12 protein-coding genes are annotated in these 18,586 nt (G+C 55.7%); 9 read left to right on the top strand and 3 right to left on the bottom strand.

The genetic code is table 11. The annotated features are described in order from the left end of the window. The first annotated feature begins 107 nt into the window (after positions 1-107). The 9 genes from E5201_RS13810 (at position 108) to E5201_RS13850 (ending at position 11,804) form a co-directional block, all read left to right on the top strand. Positions 108-3,182, top strand: coding sequence for a TonB-dependent receptor (locus tag E5201_RS13810; RefSeq protein ID WP_140987035.1), 3,075 nt, complete (start codon positions 108-110; stop codon positions 3,180-3,182). A gap of 267 nt (positions 3,183-3,449) precedes the next feature. Beyond that, a complete protein-coding gene (locus E5201_RS13815; RefSeq protein WP_140987036.1) occupies positions 3,450-5,042 on the top strand; it encodes a GH39 family glycosyl hydrolase in 1,593 nt (530 codons plus the stop codon). A 46-nt stretch (positions 5,043-5,088) separates the two neighbouring features. Beyond that, positions 5,089-6,714 carry a family 43 glycosylhydrolase gene (locus E5201_RS13820; RefSeq protein ID WP_140987037.1) on the top strand — a complete coding sequence of 542 codons (1,626 nt, stop codon included), beginning with the start codon at positions 5,089-5,091 and terminating at the stop codon, positions 6,712-6,714. A gap of 326 nt (positions 6,715-7,040) precedes the next feature. Further along, positions 7,041-7,595: a sigma-70 family RNA polymerase sigma factor gene (locus tag E5201_RS13825; protein WP_140987038.1), complete on the top strand. Its 555-nt coding sequence runs from the start codon at positions 7,041-7,043 to the stop codon at positions 7,593-7,595. Beyond that, on the top strand, positions 7,592-8,875 hold the full coding sequence (locus E5201_RS13830) for a SlyX family protein (protein ID WP_140987039.1): 1,284 nt from the start codon (positions 7,592-7,594) through the stop codon (positions 8,873-8,875). The genes E5201_RS13825 and E5201_RS13830 overlap by 4 nt, the downstream gene beginning before the upstream one ends. A gap of 208 nt (positions 8,876-9,083) precedes the next feature. Then, on the top strand, positions 9,084-10,055 hold the full coding sequence (locus E5201_RS13835; RefSeq protein ID WP_140987040.1) for a hypothetical protein: 972 nt from the start codon (positions 9,084-9,086) through the stop codon (positions 10,053-10,055). A gap of 82 nt (positions 10,056-10,137) precedes the next feature. Next, positions 10,138-10,551 (top strand): hypothetical protein, encoded by a 414-nt coding sequence (locus tag E5201_RS13840; RefSeq protein ID WP_140987041.1) that lies wholly within the window; start codon positions 10,138-10,140, stop codon positions 10,549-10,551. Positions 10,552-10,558: 7 nt separating this feature from the next. Then, on the top strand, positions 10,559-11,293 hold the full coding sequence (locus E5201_RS13845) for a C39 family peptidase (RefSeq protein ID WP_140987042.1): 735 nt from the start codon (positions 10,559-10,561) through the stop codon (positions 11,291-11,293). Positions 11,294-11,312: 19 nt separating this feature from the next. Beyond that, on the top strand, positions 11,313-11,804 hold the full coding sequence (locus E5201_RS13850; RefSeq protein ID WP_140987043.1) for a hypothetical protein: 492 nt from the start codon (positions 11,313-11,315) through the stop codon (positions 11,802-11,804). A gap of 42 nt (positions 11,805-11,846) precedes the next feature. Here the strand turns inward: E5201_RS13850 and E5201_RS13855 are convergent, their stop codons facing one another. The 3 genes from E5201_RS13855 to E5201_RS13865 all read right to left on the bottom strand — a co-directional run bounded on the left by E5201_RS13855 (position 11,847) and on the right by E5201_RS13865 (position 18,515). Then, positions 11,847-13,436, bottom strand: coding sequence for an amino acid permease (locus E5201_RS13855; protein ID WP_140987044.1), 1,590 nt, complete (start codon positions 13,434-13,436; stop codon positions 11,847-11,849). Positions 13,437-13,590: 154 nt separating this feature from the next. Further along, positions 13,591-16,134 (bottom strand): M14 family metallopeptidase, encoded by a 2,544-nt coding sequence (locus E5201_RS13860; protein ID WP_140987045.1) that lies wholly within the window; start codon positions 16,132-16,134, stop codon positions 13,591-13,593. A gap of 110 nt (positions 16,135-16,244) precedes the next feature. Then, positions 16,245-18,515 carry a TonB-dependent receptor gene (locus E5201_RS13865; RefSeq protein ID WP_181404650.1) on the bottom strand — a complete coding sequence of 757 codons (2,271 nt, stop codon included), beginning with the start codon at positions 18,513-18,515 and terminating at the stop codon, positions 16,245-16,247. Positions 18,516-18,586: the final 71 nt, after the last annotated feature.

Here is an 18,586-nt window from a genome sequence, read left to right on the forward strand (position 1 = left end):
TTCTTCCGAAGACAGTAAATTCTTTGAGGGGTTTTTCGCCCTGATCGTCTGATCTTATGTAGGGCCAGATTATCTGGCCTCAATAAGAAAAGTGTCAGAGGAGACCCATGAGACCATATCCCCAACCTATTAATGCCCCGCGCCTGAAGCAGATACTGTTCGTTACAGTTGCCGTGGCTGGCCTGACGGCATCCGTGCCCGGATTCGCACTCGCTCAGGATAGCGGCGTCGCGGCAGATGAACCCATTACCGAAGTGATCGTCACAGGCTTCCGTGGCAGTTTGCGCAGCGCCCTGAGCGTCAAGCGCACCAGCGCGGCGACGGTCGATTCCATTCTGTCCGAAGATATCGCCAAATTCCCGGACACCAATCTGGCTGAATCCATGCAGCGTATTCCGGGCGTCGCGCTGCAACGCGGTGACGGCGGCGAAGGCAAGAGTATTTCCGTTCGCGGTCTCGGGGCAGGGTTCACACGCGTGCGCCTGAACGGCATGGAAGGCGCGGCTCAGACGGGCGCTTCGGACATCTATGGCGCAGGCAACAGTGGTCGCGGCTTTGATTTCAACGTCTTCCCGTCAGAAATTTTTTCGTCGCTTACAACGCGCAAAACCAGTTCAGCTGATGTCGAAGAAGGCTCATTAGGGGCAACCGTCGATCTGCGTTCGCCGCGCGCCTTCGATTATCGTGATGATCAGGTACTGAGCGTCACCGCCAAAGGCGTTTATAACGAACTGTCGAAATCCACCGATCCACGCCTCTCCCTGCTGGCAGCCAAAAAGTTCGGTGATGGTCAATTCGGCATTCTCGGCACCCTGACCTATCAGAAGCGTAATATTCGTGAGGTGGGTTTCTCGTCCCATACCTTCGTGTCGGGCGCGACAAACTCGGCACCGGCTATTTTGCGCGACTCAGCCGGCAATCCGGTTCTGGATGGCAGTGGTAATATCCAGACGCGCAACATTCCTTTCTGTTCGCCCATTGGCTGGACCACGCCTGATGGCTTTTATGTTAACAGCCCCGATCAAACCACTTATGCGTCCAAGGGGGCCACGGCGACAAATTGCTCGACCGGCAATCCACGCACCTCGGACGCTACCGCCTTCAACACCATCTATAATCTTCGCAGCACCAACGCACAGGGGGTTCAGGGTGGCCCCGGCAGCGGCGCCTATTTCCCACGTATTCCACGTTACCTGAATTCCGAGCAGGAAACAGAACGTATGGGCGGCAGCCTCTCCCTGCAATGGCGCCCAGGCTCGAATACGGAACTGGGAGTCGATATCCTCTATTCCAAATATGAAGTGGAACGCCGCGACAACTACATCGCCGGTATTTCCTTTGCACGGAACATCGGCAATAACGGCTCCCCCATGACCTCCGTGCGGGCGATTGAGTTCAATGAGCACGGTTCGCTGCGTTACGGGCTGTTCGATGGCGTGGACGTACGTTCCGAAGCTCTGCTGGATGTGTTCTCAACAGAATTCAAACAGATTAACCTGCACGGGCGGCACCGTTTCAGCGACAACTTCGAAATTAACGGCTATCTGGGCGTCTCTGAGTCCGTCTACGACAGCCCCATGCGTCTGACCGTATCCATGGATGCCATTGACGTAGATAATGTCAGCATTGATTACCGCGATGGCGGCTCCACCCCGGTCATAGATTTTGGCATGGATGTCTCAAATCCGGCTAATTTCTCTTATTCTCCGGGCCTGTCTGACGGAACGGTACTGGGTCTGTTTAACACCGCAGGCAAACCCGGTCGTAACGAGACAAAAAACACCACCTTCGCCCTTAACGGCATCTATGGTCTCAATGATAATTTCACCCTGAAATTTGGTGGCCAGTATCGCGTAAGCCACTTTCAGGCCGACTGGGTTGATCATGCGGTCACAGGGCAAAATGCCCTCAAGGCTCTGCCTGCGGGCACCTCTCTCGCCAGCCTGACCCGTCAGATTTCCGGTATGGACGACCTTTGGGGACGTGGTGCGCCGGCAAGCTGGGCCGCTATCGACCATAGTAAGTGGATGGATGCTGTCGGTTACGACAACTTCAAATGGTGTGGTGTCGAATGTGGGGCTGGCCACAACGAGGTGCGTGAAGAGGTCAAGAGCACCTATCTCATGACCGAATTCAATTTCGACAGCTGGTTACCCGTACCGGTCCGTGGTGATTTTGGCGTTCGCTCCGTCTACACGAAACAGCATTCGGTAGGGCATATTCCCGTGAATGCCCCCGCCGGTTCAGCCTACGCGCGCGTGGGTCTGAAAAACGAGGTCGAGCGCGACTATCATGACCTGCTCCCCTCGGCCAATGTGGTGTTTGAACTGACACCCGACCTGCTGGCCCGTGTATCCGCAGCCAAGGTGATGTCGCGTCCTGAACTCGGGGTCCTGATTCCAACCACAACCGTCAATCCGGTCACCCGTATCGGCGGCGTAAATAATCCGTTCATTGAACCGTTCCGCGCCAAGACGTTTGATGCGGCCCTTGAATGGTACTATCGTCCGGGATCGGTTGTATCGGTGGCCTATTTCTATAAGGACATTGACACCTATATTCAGACCGTCAATGAACAGGTGCCATATAATCAGCTTGGCTTGCCTGACTCGCTTCTGGATGTTCCGGGCGGGGCGGCACCGACGGAACTCTTCTCCGTCAGTCGTCCGGTCAATACGCCGGGTGGCCCTCTGCACGGCATCGAGCTGAACCTTCAGGCCGAGCTTGATTTCCTGCCGGGTATCTGGAGCAATTTCGGGGTCCTGGGTAACATCACCTACATTACTTCCGAAATCGACTACGTACTGGCCAGCAGCGGCGGTGTCCCGACCCTGACCACCACTGACGACCTTCTGGGGCTATCGCGCCGGACGGCCTCAGGGACACTCTATTACGAAGATGAAAAGCTCAGCGTGCGCTTCACGGGGTCTTACCGCGACAAGTTCATGTACAATATCCCGCCTGAAGGGGGTGGGGTTGGCAATATGAACGGGAATGATTCCAGCTTCTATCTGGATGGCTCCGCTTCCTATGCCGTATCTGACAAGCTTAAGTTCACCGTCGAAGCGTCGAATCTGACCGATGAACAAAAGCGCCTGTATATCGACAGTACGCGTGAGGATACAATCTTTGAGACCCGCGTCGGTCGAACGGTAATCTTCGGATTATCCTATAAATACTAAAATCTGTGTCGGTCTGATTTTAATCAGACCGACATTTTTTTTGCGCCGCGGAACATTCCACCTGACGGCACGATCCCAACACTTCCCCCCTTAAAAAGCATCCCCAATACCGCGCGCCACCCGCATATTCTGTATGCGCTAACGAAAAAGATACCGCTAACATTATCGATTGGTATGATTTTAAATCATATGTATGGTTGTCGAAGGCGGCACAGATCGCCCGAATACACAACAGTTCGGATGCGCTCCAACATACAGGGAAATTTCATGAATTTGCTATCCCGACGCACGGTCGTTTCAACCCTCGCTCTTGGCGCCGCAGGCCTGTCCAGCGGCGCTCTGGCCACCGGTGCCCTGGCCCAGACCCGATCCCCAAGACAGGTGGATCTTGATATTCGTCAGGCGACGCAACCCGTTGACCGCTTTTTTGATCTGTCTGTCGGGGCCGACTATCCGGGCGTTACGATCCGTGAGGCGAATCTGGCGCAACTGCGCACCGCCACTAAGGAATTAGGCTTCCGCTACATCCGTTTCCACGACATCTTTCACGATGAACTGGGCACCGTGAAAATGGTCGATAACAAGCTGGTCTATGACTGGACGAAGATCGATTATCTTTACGACAACTTCCTGAAAATGGGCATCAAACCGTTCATCGAACTGGGCTTCACGCCAACGGTCATGCGGACGTCGGAACAGACCCTGTTTTACTGGAAAGGCAATACCTCGCACCCTCGCTTTGATCTGTGGAAGCAACTGATTGACGCCTTTGCCCGTCATCTGATCGGACGTTACGGCCTTGAGGAGGTACGCAGCTGGTATTTCGAGGTCTGGAACGAACCCAATCTTGACGGCTTCTGGCAATATGCCGATCAGGAAGCCTATTTCGCGCTCTATGGCGTCACCGCGCGCACCATCAAAGCCATCGATCCGCAATTGCGCGTCGGCGGCCCCTCGACCGCCGGTGCGGCATGGGTCCCTGAGCTTCTGGCCTATTGCAAACAGACCAACACGCCCATCGATTTTGCCACCACCCATACCTATGGTGTCGATTACGGCTACCTCGATGAAGAAGGCAAGATGGATTTGCAACTGTCGCAAAACCCGGACGCCATCATCGGCGATGTGCGCAAGGTGCGTAACGAGATTGAGGCCTCGCATAAGCCGGGCCTGCCGCTGTTCTTCACCGAATGGAGCACCAGCTATAATCCCCGCGATCTCAGCCACGACTCCTATGTGGCCGCCCCCTATATTATCAGCAAGCTGAGAGGCACGCAGGGACTGGTGCAGGGTATGAGCTACTGGGTCTATTCTGACCTGTTCGAAGAACCCGGCCCGCCCAGCACGCCTTTCCACGGCGGTTTCGGCCTGATGACCAAAGATGGTATCCGTAAGGCTTCATGGTTTACCTACAAATACCTGAATGCACTTACAGGCAATGAGATCCCGACATCCGACACGCAGGTCTGGGCCGCTGTCGATCAGGGCCGGGTCAACGCCGTTGTCTGGGACTTTCAGTTGCCCGATCAGAAGGGCCGCAGCAATGGCACCTTCTTCAGCAAGCTGGTGCCCAATAGCGCCTCTGCACCGGTCAAGCTAAAGCTGAACGGCCTGTCATCCGGTCGTCACCGGCTGAAAATCAACCGCACCGGTTATAAAAACAATGACGCCCATAGCCTGTATATTGAAATGGGCTCGCCTGCCGAACTGAATGCGTCACAACTGAAAACGCTGCAAAATGCGACGCGCGATCTGCCTGAACGTGAGCAAACCCTTACGGTCGGCCGCAGCGGAACGGTCGAAATCAGCCTGAATATGCATAGCAATGATATTGTTCTGGTCGGACTTGAGCCGGTCTGATCCGATATCGATACACTTATAAAAACTGTTCTGGGGAAGCCGTAATATGTCTAAACTTTCACGTCGCCACCTGTTTCAGTCGGCACTGGCTGGTGCCGCCCTCGCACCGGGTGTCGCTCTGGCGCAGACGAAAGCGCCCGCGCCTACTCAAGCCTGTATAAGGCCTGAAGACATAACATGGGGCAAGGGCATCGAAGGCCAGCGCAAGGCTGATCTGGGTAACGGCTTCTTCCAGAACCCGATCGTTCCGGGCGACCACCCTGACCCGACCATCCTCAAGGACGGCGAGAACTACTATATGACGTTCTCGTCCTTCTATTCCTATCCGGGGCTGATCATCTGGCATTCCACCGATCTGGTGAACTGGGCACCGGTCGGGCCATCCCTGTTCAAGCCGCTGGGGACGATCTGGGCGGTGGATATCTGCAAGCACAATGATCGTTACTTCATCTATATTCCCGCGGCCCCAGATGGCGGCGAATGGTCGATCTATGCCATCTGGGCCGACGACATCAAAGGCCCGTGGAGCGATCCGGTCGATCTGAAAATCAGGGGCAGCATTGATCCGGGCCATATGGTCGGTGAAGACGGCAAGCGCTATCTGTTCGTCAATGGTATCCGTAAAATCCGCCTGACAGACGACGGGCTGGCCACCGATGGCCAGATGGAAGACGCCTATAGCCCGTGGTTATATCCGGATCACTGGATCACCGAGAACTTCGCTCCCGAAGGTCCAAAGCTATTGCGGCGGGGTGAATATTTCTACCTTGTGACCGCCGTAGGGGGAACCGCCGGGCCGGTGACCGGACATATGGTCATTGCCGCCCGCTCCAAATCCATTCACGGGCCTTGGGAGCATCACCCGCAAAACCCGCTGATACGTTCCGAGAGCGAGGATGAACCGTGGTGGTCACGCGGCCACGCCACCCTTATCGAAGGTCCCGCCGGTGACTGGTGGACGGTCTATCACGGTTATGAAAAAGGCTACCGGACACTGGGTCGCCAGACCTTGCTGGAACCGATAGAATGGACACCGGACGGCTGGTTCAAGGCGACGGGCGGCGACCTCTCAGCCCCCCTGCCCAAACCAAAGGGCGGCAAAACCAGCCCCAACGGACAGGCGCTATCTGACGACTTCTCAACCAATCGCTTCGGCATTCAGTGGGCGTTTCATGACCCCAAGCCGGATGAGATGTCACGTGTAACCCGTGTGAACAAAAGCCTGACCCTGACCGGTCGCGGCACGTCACCAATCGATAGCTCTCCCCTGACCTGTGGCGTACCTGACCGCGCCTATGAGGTTGAGGTCACCCTTGAGCTTGAGGGGGATGTCCATGCCGGTATCCTGCTGTTTTATAACCCCAAGGCCTTTGTCGGCCTTGGCTTTGACGGCAAGGAAACCCGAACCTGGCAATATGCCGAGGATCAGGGCTGGAACCGGCAAAAAATCGAAGCCCGTCGCGTTCGGGTACGTCTGACCAATGATGACAATGTCATCACCTATCACTATTCGAGTGACAACGGGCAGAACTGGATCAGACACCCTACACGCATGGAAGTCTCAGGCATGCACCATAATGTCTTTGGCGGCTTCCTTAGCCTCAAGGTCGGGATTTACTGCGCCGGACAAGGGCAGGTGCGCCTGACGGACTTTACCTATAAGGCGATCTGATCATACAGATTACGGGCCGCAGGGTACATCCTGCGACCCCTGATTTTTGCGCTCCGCTATCATGCGCAGGCCTTGCCAATAATTTACAACGTTAACCTTTATAACAACAATATACTTACTGCGGGTTTGATACTCATTTTACCGCCAAAATATTGATGAGCAAGGTAAAATCAAACCAGCTCATCGCGTAAGTATTGTCTGCGTGCGCAGGACATAACGCTTCAGGCGTTAACCTGAATTCAGTTCATTTTTAGATTTTTCAACGCATTACAGAGCGGGCTTTGATCCGCCATTGCAGGCCTTGTTTGCCCGCAGAAGGAACCGTCATGTCCTCAGCGTTCCATGACGCCATTGTGGCGAATATCCCCGACTTGCGCCTGTTTGCAATCAGGCTGGCGGGTCCCAACGACGCCGATGATCTTACTCAGGAGGCTCTGGCAAGGGCCCTGAGATACAGCGGAAGCTTTGTCGCCGGCACGGATATGAAAGCCTGGCTGTGTCGCATCGCTCAGAACTGCGCCTACCGCCGCTGGCACCGGCAAAAAGACACCATACAGGATGTCGAGGGACAATGCGCCGCCAGACAGTCCGTCGCCGCCTCTCAGGAATGGTCTCTCGAAGCCAGAGATACCCTGACGGCGCTGGACAGCTTACCAGAGGAAACGCGTGGTGCGCTGGTAATGACGGCCATTGGAGGCCTGTCCTATCAGGAAGCGGCGCAGGCGGCCCATTGCCCTGTGGGCACACTCAAAAGCCGCATCAACCGCGCCCGCGAACAGCTTAGTGAACTGGGTTATGGCCCGCCCCATCCTGAAAAGCTGTCTGCGAATACCAAAGCTCACCCGACCAACTGTATTTTGATTGAGGTACCTGCCGAATGACATTCCGCCTGTTTCGACGCCCCGCTCTTTCCGGTATTTTATTGTCAGGCACCTGCCTTCTGGCCCTGCATACCTCTGCCTTTGCACAAACCTCAGAGGCACGGATGGCGGCCATTGAGCAGAGGCTTGAGGCGCAGGAAAAACAACTGTCGGAACAGCAGGCCGAGCTTGATCGGCTAAAGGCCGAGCGTGACGCCTTATGGGATCTGGTACGCGCCGGTCAGGCGGTTAATCCGGCAAATATTGGCCCCGAATCTAATGCCGCCATATCGCCGCGCCCACAAACTGTCGTTGCACAAAATAATGCCCCGACATCTGAAAACCTTCCCGCGCGCCCTGTTGGCGAAGCGCCCCCCTCAGAGCGTCAGGTGCGCGATGTCGCCGCCCTCCCTGAACGGGCAGGCGTTCTGACGCCTAAGGGCCGCTTCGTCCTGACCCCCTCATTCGAATATGTCCGCACCAGTAATAACCGTCTGGTTTTCCGGGGCGTTGAAATCGTGCCGGGCATTCAGCTTGGGGTGATCGAGGCCAATGACGCCGACCGCGATTCACTGGTGGCCACCGCTGCCCTGAGATATGGTCTGACGCGACGGCTGGAGGTTGAGGCCCGCATTCCCTATGTCTATCGCCATGACCGTGTCACCACGGTCGCCCAGCGCGATGAGACCATAACCCGCACCATGGAACTGGAAGGTCAGGATATTGGCGATGTCGAATTTTCGATGCGCTATCAGCTGAATGAGCTTGAGCCCGGCCGCCCCATCTTTGTCGGCAATGCGCGTGTCAAACCGCCTACCGGACTAGGGCCTTATGATGTTCGCTATGACGAGGCCGGAATTGCCACGACACTGGCGACGGGTTCAGGGTTCTGGGCGGTCGAAAGCGGCGTAAGCATGCTTTACCCCACCGATCCGGCGGTGATCTTTGCGGGCCTCACCTATCTGCATAATATTCCGCGCGATGTCGATAAAACCATCGGCGAGGTTCTCATCGGACGGGTAGAGCCTGGTGACTCCATCGGCGCTAATCTCGGGTTCGGCCTGTCCTTAAATCCGCGCTTTTCGGTCTCGCTTGGTTATAGTCATAACTATATTTTCCCCACCAAAACCCAGATCGGCGGCACATGGCAGGAATCCAACAGCCTTCAGGTCGGGTCGATGTTTATGGGCTGGTCATATCGCCTGACCGAACACCATACACTGAGCACCAATTTTGAATTTGGCGTAACCAGTGATGCACCGGATATGCGCGTCGTTTTCAGTGCCCCCTATCGCTTTTAAGGGGGTTGAATATAGATAGCGGTGTCGCCTTGCGGCACTGCACACTAATTTTGTCACTTTTTTATATATTTGTATTTAAAAAGTTTTTTCTGATTTTAACTAAAATTTCACCGAACATTTTATCGCGATCGGGATTGTATGATCTGGAGGAGAGGCCTCCATTAACTCATGCATGAGGTTTAGGCTAATGTACAAGACAACACCCAAAATGCTGGTCTCCGCGTCGGCGCTCGCAATCGGACTGGCTCTGGCCAGCGGCAGCATGGCGCAGGAAATTAATGACAGCACCGTAACCCTGACGGCCACCGACAGTTCCGATAATTCATCCACCGATTCCTCAACCCGTACCCGTACGACCGACAATTCGGATAATTCGACACGGTCGTGGGCGGATAATTCGGATAATTCAAGCTGGGCCGATAATTCCGACAACTCAACGTCAGACAGTTCTGATAATTCGACGACAGATAATTCAGACAACAGCAACCACAGCGACAATTCGGATAATTCAAGCTGGGCGGACAATTCCGACAACTCAACGTCAGACAGCTCTGATAATTCGACATCGGACAGTTCCGATAACTCAACCACTGACAATTCCAATAACAGCGACAATTCGTCCTGGGCTGACAATTCAGACAATTCGACGACGGATAACTCAGATAACAGTGACAACTCGGACAACAGCGATAACTCGGATAACTCAAGCTGGGCGGATAATTCCAACCATTCCAATAACTCGGATAACAGCAATAATTCTGACAACAGCAATACGTCCGATAGTTCAGACAACTCAAGCTGGGCGGACAACTCGGATAACTCCGATAACAGTGACAATTCTGATAACTCGGATAATTCGGACAACAGCAACAACAGCGACAACTCAAATCGCTCGACCTGGGCTGACAACTCGGACAACTCCGATAATTCCGATAATTCTGTAACCTATTCCAGCCTGTCCTTGCAGGAGCTTGACGCCAGCGTTACCGGCACCACCGTAGCCCTTGGCGGTGAAGCTCAGGAAGGCAGCCTGAACACCGGCGAGATTACGGCTTCCGGCGGCTCCTATGCCAACTTTGCCGGCATCCAGACCAATAGCCAGAACACAGGCGTTGGCTCGATCAATCAGGCCGCCACCGCCGTTTCCGCTAATGCCAATATTTCGTTCGGCAGCAACTAAGCCCACAGGCTCCGGGTCGGCATAAGGCCGGCCCGGACGCCAAACGTTTAGATGGAGCCAAATGTTTCAGATGGAGAATCTGATGCCCAGTCAGACCTTATCGCGCCTTGCCCCCGCCGTTATGCTGCTCACCCTGAGCCTGTCGGCGCCCGGCCATGCCGCCGATCCCATACGGGTGACACCGCTTCAGCCCGAACGCCCCGATCCGGTCAGTGACCTCAAGCCAGCGGCTCTGGATCCGGAAGAACTGAGCACCATCAGCGCCGGTGCAGATACCCACATTGATGTGATCACCCAGCAGGACCTTACCGCTGTGAACAGCGGCAATTCCATTTCCGCAGACAGCGTCGGTTCCGGCAGCATCAACCTTACCAGCGGGGCATTGCAGGGCTATAACGGGGTGGGCAATTTCGTCATGAACACCGGCCACAACAACAATCTGCAAGGCACGGTCAGTGTGACGGTGATTAATACCGCCGACCTTCCCCGTCAGTGAGCGGGCCATGACCACCACATATGTGAAACCACTTATGAAACCTCTGGGATTTGCGCTTCTTGCCGCCGCCATTGCGTTTGCGGCAAACGGCCCCGCCTTGTCACAAAGTTTTCTGAGCGATGGCGATACGCTCTATAATCTGCCCGTCACCTCAATGCGCGACATTCCGTTCCGTACCGTTGTGCGCCAGCAGTACGACTATAGCTGCGGCTCCGCTGCCGTGGCTACACTACTGCACCATCATTACGGCGTAGGGGTCAGTGAAGCCGAGGTCTTCAAAGCCATGTATGCGGTCGGCGATCAGGCCAAAATCCGCAAGGTCGGATTTTCGTTACTCGACATCAAACGCTATCTGACCACACAGGGTTTTGATTCCGACGGCTACCGCGCCACCTATGATCAGCTGGCCCGCACTAACCGACCGGCCATAGCGGTGATAACGGTGGGCACCTATCGACATTTTGTGGTTATCAAAGGGGTGCGTGAGGATGCAGTACTGGTGGGGGATCCGGCGCTGGGGCTTAAAACCTACAGCCGTGATGAATTTTCACGGGTCTGGAACGGCATAATCTTTGTTATTCAGAGCGGCCCCGAGGATTTGCTTGCCTATAATGACACCGCCGAATGGCAGCCTTGGGCCACAGCGCCACTGGGGCAGGCCATGGGCAACGCGTCTCTCTCGGGCTTTACCCGCGATCTTCCGCCCATCTATCAGGTGTCACCGATGCTCGGCACCCCCTGACCTGTATTGCGAGATGAACATGCGCCCTTCGCTATATTATGCCATCTGCCTGTTATGTCTGACCTCGGCCCCGTCGGGGGCTCAGGAGCGTCTGGACGCGCAGGAACTGGCGGCGCAGACAGGTGGCTTGCGCACCCCTACAGGTATCGAATTTAATTTTGGGGCGACGGTCGATACCTATGTGGACGGTGAAATGGCCCTGCAAACGCGCCTCACCTGGACGGAGCAAGGCATTGTGCAGACCCAGACCCCCTATTCCGGCGACTTGAGCGCAGGCGGCGTCACCCTGCCCGGCCTGAATGGGGAAACGGTTATCATTCATGACATAGCCGACCAGCGCATCGCCAGTCTGGTGCTCAACAGTGCCGATGGCCGCGATATTCGTCAGGATACGGCGGTCACCCTGAGCATACCGGAACTCACAGGCCTTCAGTCTGAATTTTCCGGTCAACGTGTAGAGATGCAACTCAACAGCGCGGTCGGACGCGCTTTGACAGATGCCGTGCGTTAGCCGATGCGGCGCATATTGGATGCAATACGCGCCGCTTAGGTTTTACTCAGGGTCTTCGGCATTTTCCTTCGCCAGACGCGAATGCCAGAAGCCATAGGCGGCATAGATCGCCGCACCGGTCACCGCATAGCCACCCAGCAACATCAGCGGCAGCGGATTATCGTTCATGGCGTGCTGGATCATCGGCACAAAGTTGAAGGCCGCCAACCCCAGACAGGCGATAATGCCCGCCCCTGCCGTATAGACACCCCCCGGCACCCGAAACGGACGCTCAAGCTCCGGATGGGTGATCCGCAGATAGATGACCGAGAAACAGACAATGGCAAAGGCCAGCGCTGTGCCCATCGAGACCAGATCCCCCAGAATACGGATCGGCAGGAAAGACGCCGCAATGGTAATCAGCATCCCCAGCACAATGGTACCCGTCCACGGCGTTTGCAGCTTCGGATGCACATTGGCAAATACCTTCGGCAGCAAACCGTCACGGGCCATAGTATAGAAGATACGCGTCTGGCCATAGACCAGCACCAGCATCACCGACCCAAGGCCGAGAACCGCCCCAAGCTTGATCATCAGGCTGACGGCATTAAGCGAACCACCCTCGACCCACGGCGCAGAAAAATCCGCCCATGTCAGCGCCATACGGTCAATCGCCACGGCGATCGGTGCCGGACTGGCCAGTTCAGGATAGGGCACGATACCGGTCATGACCGCGGCCACCACCATATAGATCAGCGTACAGACAATCAGCGCCCCCAATATACCCACCGGCACATCACGTGACGGATTCTTGGATTCAGCCGCTGCGGTTGAAACCGCTTCAAAGCCCAGATAGGCATAGAAGATGATCGCCGCGCCACGCAGCACGCCGCCATATCCGAACTGATCCCATGTCTGACCTGCGGGCGGAATAAACGGCTGCCAGTTGGCCGGATTGATATAGGCAATACCCACGGCAATAAAGGCCAGCAGCACCAGAACCTTGATGACCACAATGGCGTTGTTCACATTGGCGGATTCCTTGATGCCCATCACCAGAAGTGCTGTCACCGAAGCAATACCTATGGCCGCCATCAGATTGAACGTGCCGGTAAACGGAAAGCTGCCCTGACCGTTTTCGTCGGTCACATACTGAATGAGCGGCGTGGCCCACATGTGACCTTCGCGTCCCGCATATTCTATGGGCGGGAACAGGTGCTGGCTGACGCCAAAATCATTGAGGATCGACACCATATAGCCTGACCAGCCCACCGCAACAGACGCGGCCGACACGCCATATTCGAGCACCAGCAACCAGCCCATGACCCAGGCGGCGATCTCCCCCATGGAACCATAGGCATAGGTATAGGCGGAGCCTGAAACCGGCATGGTCGAGGCCAGTTCGGCATAGCAAAGCCCGGCCAGCGCGCAGGCAAAACCGGCCAGCACAAAAGAAATGATAACCGCAGGGCCGGCATAGCCCGAAGCGACCTCGCCGGTGATGACAAATATCCCCGCCCCGATGATCGCGCCCACCCCAAGCGAGATAAGATTTAACGGGCCAAGTGTCCGTTTAAGCGGACTTCCGGCGGCTTCCGCCTGAATCCGGGCAATGGGTTTTTTCATCCCCAGACGGGTTAAGAGGTTCGACATTGAACTGACACTCTCATCGTAAATTTAGGAAAAAAAGAAGCGGCCCATGACGCTTCCCGGGCCGCTTGCTGAAGTGTAACAGCGAAGTTTTATCAAACGCCCCGCGCACGCTTTGAGGGGAGGAAACAGAGATGTGCGCGGAGCGTTGATTCGGTCACTTATAGAAAGCGTTGAAGACAAATTTATATGTGTTGTGGCTCTGGCCGCGCCATTGCGGTTCAAAACCGTAGAGCAGTATCTTGCCCTTACCATATTCGACCTCAAGTGCGGCAACCTTGCCCTGAATTTTCTCAGGATGGATGGCCACACCGCTCTTCAGCGGGCTTTGGTCGTCGCTGTACTTCGCCAGAACCTTGCCCTTGAAGCCATCTTTAACCTCAAAGACCGGGCTGTACTGGAACATGACGACGGGCTTCGCTGACAGGCCTGCCGTGAACGGAGAGGCTTCCGCCAGCTCAACCTCAAACAAAGTACCGGCGCTGAAGAACTCGTCTCGCGTCAGGCCCTTGGCAAAGTTGCTGACCGGCAGATCGAACAGTTCGATAACCCCGTCGGACGCCCCGTTCATGGCCACCAGCGTACCGCCTTCGGCAACAAAGCGCTTAAGGGCTTCACCACCAGCGTCACCAATACCACCGGCATATTCCGGCGGTGCCTGCTCTTCGCTCAGACCATTTTTCATGACCTCAAGCGCCGAGCGGCCACGACCGCCCATATCCGGCAGGATGATGGTGTCATATTTCGACGAAAGCTTGCCGGTGACATCCTTGTTGTACAGGCTTGTCAGGGCATAGTCGTGCTGCTCAAGCACCCAGCGCGACCAGCCTTCATCCATGTTGGAACCCCACGGACGATACATGCCGATACGCGCAGGCTTGACCGCCGTCGCTTCCGGTGCCGCCGAAAGGGCTGTGAAATCGACGCTGTACTTGACGGCAATCGGGTTCAGTTTCGCCGCATTCAGACCCGACACCACAAAGCTTTCCCCATCAGGCGTGGCCGACAACTTACCGCCCGCCTTCACAATGGCATTGGTCGCCGCATAAGAGGCATTGACCTTACGGCTCAGGCTATAGACCTTACCCTCACCCGTGACACTGCCCTTGGCTTCCGCCTTGGTGATACGTGTCAGGGCTGCCCGCTCGGCGGTGCCCACCGGTGCCTTGATGGCCTCAGACGTCACGCCCATCTGCATGGGCAGGGTCCAGCCGGTCGCGTCATATGGCAGGTCAGCCGGTGTGCCGCCCTGACCGCTCAGAACGATGTCAGGATATTTCTGCACCTCCAGAAGTTCCGGCAGCAGACCGGAATAGGCCTGATCGGTCAACATGACATAAGACCCCGCCGGATAGGTCTTGCCCCCCAGCGTGATGTCCGAAGCCGCCTGATGCACCTCAAGGCCGTGATCGATGAAGATTTGCGCCAGTTGCGCGGTTTCCACCATGTCGGTCTGACCGGCAGGCAGGACATAACCATGCAGCCCGTCATCGACATATTTGCGGATATTGTCACGACCGGCCTGATAGCGGTTATACAGCAATACTTCACGATACTTTACACCGGTATCGAGGATAGCCATGGACGAGGTCACACCGTAATCGACCGAATCCTTCAGACGCCACCAGCCGCCCTTCCACGGGTTTGGATACATGATCTGAGGCGCGAAATCCTTACGATTTTCCGGGAAATCCTTCGGATCGTAGAACTTGGGTGTCGCCGAATCGTGGGCAATTTCCGTGAAGAAGGAAATGGTGTTGCGGAACACGTGCGTATAATCAAGGAAGCCCGCATACCAGTTATCAAAGCGTGCCTGCGCAATCGCGCCCGGCTTATTTTCATGCTCGAAACGCGCCATCATGTTGGTACCCAGCGCATTGGTCCAGATACGCATGTTCTGGTGCACATTATTTGACACCGGATCAGCGAACGGCGGCACCCAGATACGGGCAGGCGTTGGTGCAACCTGGTGGTGCGACACCCAGATCACCGGATCATAAACCTGCACCGCTTCATAGACCGTGCGGCTTTCGGTCATGTTCAGCATATAGCCGTCACGGTTGTTATCGTGGCCGACATATTCCTGATAGAGGTACGGCATACGTGAGGTTTCGTACTTGGTGCCGAGGTTCTGTTTGTACCAGTCAACGATCCAGTTCTGACCGTCAGGGTTCAGCGACGGCCACAGGATCAGGATGACATCATTAAGAATAGCGTCAACTTCCGCATCCCCTTGCGTGGCGACCATCTTGTAGGCCAGCGCCAGAGCCGTCTGGTGTGCCGCCACTTCTGACGGGTGCATACCGCCATCTATGTGGATGATGATCTTGCCTTCTGCCGCCAGTGCCTTCGCATCAGCATCCGTAAGGCCACGCGCATTGGCCAGTTGCTTGGAAATGGCAATGTGACGGTCAAGATTGGCGATGTTTTCCGGCGAGGAAATAACCGCATATTGCAGGGTTTGACCGTGGGTCGATTTACCGACCTCAAACATCTTGATACGGTCTGAACTGGCCTCAAGCGCCTTCATATATTTGATGGCTTCCTTGAAATCAGCCACCTTATAGTCATCACCGATTTCATAACCGAGCACGGCGGTTGCGGTCGGCACCTCGGCCTGCGCCAGCGGCGCAGACAGGGCCAGAGCCAGAACCGATGCGGCCATGAGCGAACCGGTCTTGAAGCTAAAGTGTTTCGTCATCTGGGGTTTCCTTAAACACATCCGTATTCAAACAGGATGAGCATCAAAATCTTAGCGGAAAAGTACCGCCCGAAGGGAGAGAGAGCGCCCCTCCGGGCGGGGTAGTTGACTTAGTTGAAGCGCTTGGTCAGGCTTACGCCCACAGTGCGCGGCATGGCGCTGGTGGCAGACCCGCCGAGTGGCGTCGTCGATGAGTTGGTCAGACGCACAATCGCCACATCATTCAGAAGGTTGTTGATGTAGAGCGAGGCTTCCCAGTCACCGGCATCGTTCACGACACCACCGCGCAGGTTCACCAGCGTATAGGCCGGGTTCTTCATGGCGTAGGTGTCGTTCGGATTAAGGGTCGAGAAGGACGGGCCAACATAGTTGACGTCTGCCCGCAGGAAGCCTTCATATGCCCCCGTCAGCGGGAACTGATAGTTGCCTGAGATCGCGGCCTTGTGCTTGGGGATAAAGGTGATGCGGTCGCCCTTGCGGCCGGCCGAAGTCACATAGTCGTTGATCTGGTCTTCGGTCAGTTGCGCATCATTATAGCTGTAGTTGGCATTGATGGTCACGCCCTGCGCCGGCACATAGGTGCCCTCAAGCTCAAAGCCCTTGACCTCGGCCTTACCGGCGTTGGAAATAAAGCTGAAAGCGCCGTTCGGCGTACGGCCCGACACCTGCATATTATCCCACTGCACCAGATAGACCGCACCGTTCAGCACCAGACTGCGGTTAAACCACATGGTCTTGAAACCGGCCTCATAGTTGGTCAGGCTGTCAGAACCATAAGGGATCAGCGCATCCGGCAGACCAAAGGTCTGGTTGACGCCACCCGGACGGAAGCCTTCGGACACGTTACCGTAGACCATGATGTCAGAATTGACGTCATAGCTCAGATTGGCCTTGAAGATGGTGCCATCTTCCTTGGTGTTGCGCTCATAATAGGGACGCAGATTTGCCCCGATCAGATCCCACGGAATAACGGTCTCGCCGCCAACCATTTTTTCGTATTCGAAATAGCGACCACCCAATGTCAGCTTCAGCTTGTCGGTGAAATCATAGGTCATTTCACCGAACAGGGCCTTTTGCTTCAGTTCATCGACCACATAGCGGTAGTAGATGTACTTGATCGGCTCAAGCAGCAGGCCGGTTTCCAGATCACCGAGAACGTCCGAGCCTACGGTATCCTGATTACGGTCTTCGTAATAAGCACCAACGGTAAAGTTGAAGTTGCCTTCAAAATTGGACGACAGGCGCAGTTCGTTCGTCCAGTTACGTACCTCATCCGGATAATAGATCGCGGCCGGATAATAGCTGTTCACGTAATCAAGATAGTCCGCATATTGCTGCGTACCATCCACGCAGGTGACTCCGAGAAACGCCGAGCATCTGGCCACGGTACGGTAGCTTGCGACATAGTTCGTATCATCAGCGGCATAAACCGAGTTGGCACGGAAATAGCTGGTATTGCCGGTCAGGGTGTAGTTCCCCAGATCCCAGTTCGCCGTCAGGGAATAGATCTTGGTATCTTCGGTATAGGGCAGGATCAGCTTGTTGTCGGTCTGATATTCACCGATCCCCGGGAACCAGGTGTTGTTACCCACCGCGTCGGTCTTCTGGGTATAGAAACCGGCATCGATCGTCAGGGCATCGGTGGCGTTGTAACGCAGCAGGATGCGCCCGCCCTTTACGTTGCTGGTGTTATAATCCTCCTTACCCAGGAAGACGTTATCAAGGTAACCGCCCTGATCACGTTCATAGAGCACAACGCGCGCGGCCAGCTTGTCTTCGATCAGCGGCACGTTGGCCATGACGTTGTAATTATAGCTGTCACCACCGCCATCGGTAGTCTGGTAACCGGCGCTGAAAGAGCCTTCATATACCTGCCGTGGCTTTTTCATGATCATGCGCACCGCGCCGCCCATGGTCGAACCGCCAAACAGTGTCCCCTGAGGCCCGCGCAGAACTTCGATACGTTCAACATCCGAAGCCGTCGTATCGGGGTTACGGCCACCGGCGTCCGAAGACACGCCGACCGAACCGGTGATCGGCGTTTCGTCGTAGAATACGCCAACCAGCGCTTCACCCGTGCCCTGAATACCCCGAAGACTGACGCGGCCACGACCGGGGCCGTCATCGGATACCTTAAGGCTGGGGACGAACTTGACGTAGTCCTGCATGGTCATCGCACCGGTCTTTTCCAGTGTCTCGGCGGTGACAGCGGAAATAGCCATAGGTGTCTTCTGAATGCGCGTGCTGCGCTTGGTCGATGTAACCGTGATTTCGGTTATGCCGGTGTCCTCAATGACCTCGGCGGCATCTGAAGCGTCGTCAGCTGCAAAAGCTGAACCACTTGCAGCCAGTAAGGTGGTTGCCAAAAGCAGCGTACGCATGGAAGTGCCCCGAGTGCGGCGGGACGAGCGGTTATCTTTATGTGCCATCTGAATATCCCTTTTCAGAATTC

Origin of the sequence: Asticcacaulis tiandongensis, assembly GCF_006475605.1 — a bacterium.
Taxonomy (GTDB): domain Bacteria; phylum Pseudomonadota; class Alphaproteobacteria; order Caulobacterales; family Caulobacteraceae; genus Asticcacaulis; species Asticcacaulis tiandongensis.